The organism is Trinickia sp. (assembly GCF_051961175.1).
Classification (GTDB): domain Bacteria; phylum Pseudomonadota; class Gammaproteobacteria; order Burkholderiales; family Burkholderiaceae; genus Trinickia.
Map to the genome: position 1 here is coordinate 1 of NZ_JBQCDN010000083.1, position 4,768 is coordinate 4,768.

Here is a 4,768-nt window from a genome sequence, read left to right on the forward strand (position 1 = left end):
TTCATAGGCTCGTGTCTGGGTGTTATACTCCGGCCCATTCTAACAAAACGTTTGCTGGTTTCCTCGAACGGCAAACGGTCCTCCGCCAGTCGTGGTCGCCTTCGCGCCGCTCGCCTCGAAGCACTCGCCGCGCGAAGACATTCGCACCGCGCAAGCCGTTTGCGCTTCATCGCGGCAGTGCCGCGAAACGCGCGTCGCCGAGTGCGGATTGCTCAAGGCTCACGCATCGTCTCTATGGAATCACTGCGCATCTACAACACGCTCGCGCGTGACAAGCAAACGTTCGTGCCGCGCCGTGCTGGCGAAGTGGGAATGTACGTCTGCGGGATTACCGTGTACGACTACTGCCACATCGGCCATGCGCGGCTGTTGGTCGTATTCGATCTCGTGCAGCGCTGGCTGCGCACACTCGGATACCGTGTGACATACGTGCGCAACATTACCGATGTCGACGACAAAATTATCCGGCGCGCAGTGGAAAACGGCGAAACGATCAAAGCCGTAACCGATCGCTATATCGCCGCGATGTACGAAGACGCCGATGCGCTCGGCGTGGCGCGCCCCGATATCGAGCCGCGCGCCACCGATTACATTCCGCAGATGCTCGGCATGATCGATACGCTCGTGGCGAACGGTTACGCGTACCAGGCGAAAGACGGCGACGTGAACTACGCCGTGCGCAAGTTTGCGCACTACGGCGCGCTCTCGGGGAAATCGCTCGAGGATCTGCGCGCGGGCGAGCGCGTGGTAGCCAACGATGCGAAGGAAGATCCGCTCGATTTCGTGCTTTGGAAGCGTGCGAAGCAGGGTGAGCCGGCGGAATGCACGTGGGATTCGAACTTCGGTCCGGGCCGCCCGGGCTGGCATATCGAATGTTCGGCGATGGGCTGCGCGCTGCTCGGCGAACATTTCGACCTGCACGGCGGCGGGCAGGATCTGCAGTTTCCTCATCACGAGAACGAGATCGCACAGAGCGAAGGCGCGACCGGGCAGACATTCGTCAACTATTGGATGCACAACGGCTTCGTGCAGATCGACAACGAAAAGATGTCGAAATCGCTCGGCAACTTCTTTACGATTCGCGAAGTGCTCGCGAAGTACGATCCGGAAGTCGTGCGATTTTTCCTGGCGCGCGCCCACTACCGTTCGCCGATCAACTATAGCGACGTGCATCTCGACGATGCGCGTGCGGGGTTGACGCGTTTGTATACGGCGCTCAAGGATGTCGTGCCCGATAGCGCGCCGCTCGATTGGAACGAGTCGCATGCGCAGCGGTTGCGCGAAGCGATGAACGACGACTTCAATACCCCCGTCGCGGTGGCGGTCCTGTTCGAGCTCGCGACGGAGGTCAATCGCACGCGCGACGCTGGCTTGGCACGACAACTGCGCGCGCTGGCGGGGATCTTGGGATTGCTGGGCCGCGAGCCGCGTGCCTTCTTGCAGGAAGGGGCGGGCGCGCTCGATGCGCACGGGCTCGATGCCGCCGCGATCGAAGCGAGGATCGCGGCCCGCAGCGCCGCCAAGCACGCGAAGAACTACGCCGAGGCAGATCGGATCCGGGCTGAATTGCTCGGTGCCGGTGTTGCGCTTGAAGACAAACCGGGCGGGGCGACCGAATGGCGCCGCGTATGACGACCGTGCATCGCACGTCGCGCTGATCGACTCGCCGGCAGGAGGCAAGATGGCAACGGCCAGGAAGGCGCCCGCACGCGCCAGTCGCAAGGGCGACACGCGCGCGAGCGCAGCGGCGGCATCCGCTGAATCGAATGAAAAAGCGGCGGCCAAGCGTGCCGCCGGTGCGAAAAAGGTGCCTGTGGCCAAGCCGAACGGCGCGGCGGCGCCTGTTCAAATCGGTGGGCTCGAGCCCGCGCCCGCGGTGACGCGGCCCGCTTATTGGGATCGCGCGTGCGCCGATCTCGTCAAGCGGGACCGCATTCTCAAACGGCTCATTCCGAAGTTCGGCCCCGTGCATCTCGTGAACGGCAACGATCCGTTTGTGACACTCGCGCGGTCCGTGGTCGGACAGCAAGTTTCGGTGCAGGTTGCGCAAGCGGTATGGGAGCGCATCGAATCGGCGTGCCCGAAGCTCTCGCCGCAGCAATTCAAGAAGCTCGGCCAGGAGAAACTCGTGGCTTGCGGATTGTCGAAACGCAAGTGCGACTATCTGCTCGACCTCGCGCAGCATTTCGTCTCGGGCGCGTTGCATGTCGACAAATGGATGTCGATGGACGACGAAGCCGTGATCGCGGAGCTGACGCAGATCCGCGGCATCGGCCGTTGGACCGCGGAAATGTTTCTGATTTTCAATCTGTCGCGTCCGGATGTCCTGCCGCTCGACGATCCGAATCTGACCCGCGCAATCAGCATCAACTACTTCAGCGGGGAGCCCGTGACGCGCAGCGAAGTGCGCGAAGTGGCCGCGAACTGGGAGCCATGGCGCACGGTGGCGACGTGGTACATGTGGCGCAGCCTCGACGGCTTGGATGAGTGAACTATCGAATCGCTTGATTCGATAGTTTTGCTCCATCTTATGTGGGGCGCGTGCGGTTAGAATACGCGCTGCCGCAGGATTCTAGGAACGAACATATGAAAACGACCTTTCTGGATTTCGAACAGCCCATCGCGGAGCTCGAAGCGAAAATCGAAGAGTTGCGCTTTGTCCAGGACGATTCGGCTGTCGATATTTCGGAAGAGATCGAGCGGTTGTCGAAGAAGAGCCAGCAGCTCACGAAGGACCTCTACGCGAATCTGTCCCCCTGGCAGGTTTCGCAGATCGCACGTCACCCCCAGCGCCCGTACACGCTCGATTACGTGAACGAGCTGTTCACCGATTTTCATGAGTTGCACGGCGACCGCGCGTATGCGGACGACCTCTCGATCGTCGGCGGCCTGGCGCGCTTCAACGGTCATCCCTGCATGGTGATCGGCCAGCAAAAGGGCCGCGATACGAAAGAGCGCGCGGCGCGCAATTTTGGCATGCCGCGCCCCGAAGGCTACCGCAAGGCCGAACGGCTGATGCGTCTGGCCGAGAAGTTCGGTTTGCCGCTGTTCACGTTCATCGATACGCCGGGCGCTTATCCGGGCGTCGGGGCTGAGGAGCGTGGGCAATCGGAAGCGATTGGCCGCAATCTGTACGTCATGGCCGAATTGAAGGTGCCCATCATCGCGACGGTGATCGGCGAGGGCGGTTCGGGCGGCGCATTGGCGATCGCCGTGGCGGACAGCGTACTGATGTTGCAATTCTCGACGTACTCGGTGATTTCCCCGGAAGGCTGTGCGTCGATCTTGTGGAAGAGTGCGGCGAAGGCGCCCGAGGCGGCCGAAGCGCTCGGTTTGACGGCGCATCGGTTGAAGGCGCTCGGCCTCATCGACAAGATCGTGAACGAGCCGCTGGGCGGCGCGCACCGCGATGTGAAGGGCATGGCGGCCTTGCTGCGTCGTGCGTTGGCCGACACACTGCGGCAGTTCCAGGGCATGAGCGTGCCCGATTTGCGCCAGCGCCGTTTCGAGCGCCTGATGGCCTACGGCAAGTTCAAGGAATCGTTCCCGGGCGCGTAAGCCACGGGGCGTCGCGGCGGGTACCGATTGCCTGCCGCGCTTTTCCAGTGCTCTCTGACCGATCCCTGACGTGACTGCCCCCGTCGATCCCGCCGCCGAGCGCATCGTTCTCGATGCCCTCGGCGGCGCGCTTTCCGGTGTCCCTTCCGATGCGCTCATTGCGATCGCCTACAGCGGCGGGCTCGACTCTACGGTGTTGCTCGAAGCTGCCGTGCACGTGGCGGGCGCGGAGCGTTGCGTGGCGTTGCACGTCCATCATGGGCTCAGCCCGAATGCCGATCGCTGGCTGGCGCATTGCGAAGCGTCGGCGCACGCACTCGGCGTACGTTTCGACGCCGAGTGCGTGCGGGTAAGCCGGGAAAGCGGAGAAAGCCTCGAAGCGGCGGCGCGCGAGGCGCGCTATCGCGCGCTCGACGCGATGTGCGCGCGCCAAGGTGCTGCGGTGCTGTGGCTCGCGCACCATGCCGACGATCAAGCCGAGACGGTGTTGCTTCAGCTGTTGCGCGGCGCCGGGGTCGCGGGGCTGGCGGCGATGGCGCCGCAGCGTATCGACGAATCGTCCGCCGTGCCGCGTGTCCGTCCATTCCTCCCGTTGTTGCGCGCGCAGCTCGAACGTTACGCTCATCTGCGCGGCTTGCGCTGGATCGAGGACGAATCGAACGCCGATACGCGCTATGCGCGCAATGCGCTACGCCATGAAGTGATGCCCGTGTTGGGGACGCGGTTCCCCGGTTTTCGCGATGCGCTCGCGCGTACGGCTCGCCATGCGGCCACGGCCCAGCGGCTGCTCGACGATTTGGCGCGGATCGACCTGCGAACGGTGGCGCGAGACGACGGCGTGTCGTTGTCGCGCAAGGCGTTGACGGCGCTCGACGATGCCCGTGCGATGAACATCATGCGGGTTTGGATCCGATCGGCGGCGCTGCCGGCGCCGTCCGCGGCCCGCTTGGCGAACATGCTGCGGCAACTGCGTGAGGCGCGCGGCGGGCACGGGCTCAGCGTGATGCACGGCGGTGCTTGCTTGCGCATGTATCGGGACAAGATCTACTGGGAAAAACGAGCGGCCGAGCGCGCCCTGCCGCGCACGGTGCAAGCGGGGGCGGAAGAGGGGGGCGCGTTCTCTGCCAGGGCATCGGGATCACGGAATCAGCGCGGCGCGGATCTGTCCGGCGCGCACGGTGCGGATGGTGATGCGGCCCGCGACGCGGGC

General features: G+C 64.1%; 4 protein-coding genes. All 4 read left to right on the top strand.

Going from position 1 to position 4,768, the window contains the following annotated elements:
* Positions 1-234 precede the first annotated feature (234 nt).
* On the top strand, positions 235-1,632 hold the full coding sequence (cysS, locus tag ACTHL0_RS04455) for a cysteine--tRNA ligase (protein WP_440565383.1): 1,398 nt from the start codon (positions 235-237) through the stop codon (positions 1,630-1,632).
* Positions 1,580-2,491 (top strand): DNA-3-methyladenine glycosylase family protein, encoded by a 912-nt coding sequence (locus ACTHL0_RS04460; RefSeq protein ID WP_440565386.1) that lies wholly within the window; start codon positions 1,580-1,582, stop codon positions 2,489-2,491. The genes cysS and ACTHL0_RS04460 overlap by 53 nt, the downstream gene beginning before the upstream one ends.
* Positions 2,492-2,586: 95 nt before the next feature.
* Entirely contained in the window at positions 2,587-3,558 is a 972-nt protein-coding gene (locus ACTHL0_RS04465; RefSeq protein WP_440565384.1) for an acetyl-CoA carboxylase carboxyltransferase subunit alpha, read from the top strand.
* A gap of 70 nt (positions 3,559-3,628) precedes the next feature.
* A partial coding sequence (gene tilS / locus ACTHL0_RS04470; protein WP_440565385.1) for a tRNA lysidine(34) synthetase TilS occupies positions 3,629-4,768 on the top strand: 1,140 nt, incomplete at its 3' end.

Coding starts and splice junctions, on each gene's coding strand:
- cysS (WP_440565383.1), top strand. CDS start 235: ATGGAATCACTGCGCATCTACAACACGCTCGCGCGTGACAAGCAAACG.
- ACTHL0_RS04465 (WP_440565384.1), top strand. CDS start 2,587: ATGAAAACGACCTTTCTGGATTTCGAACAGCCCATCGCGGAGCTCGAA.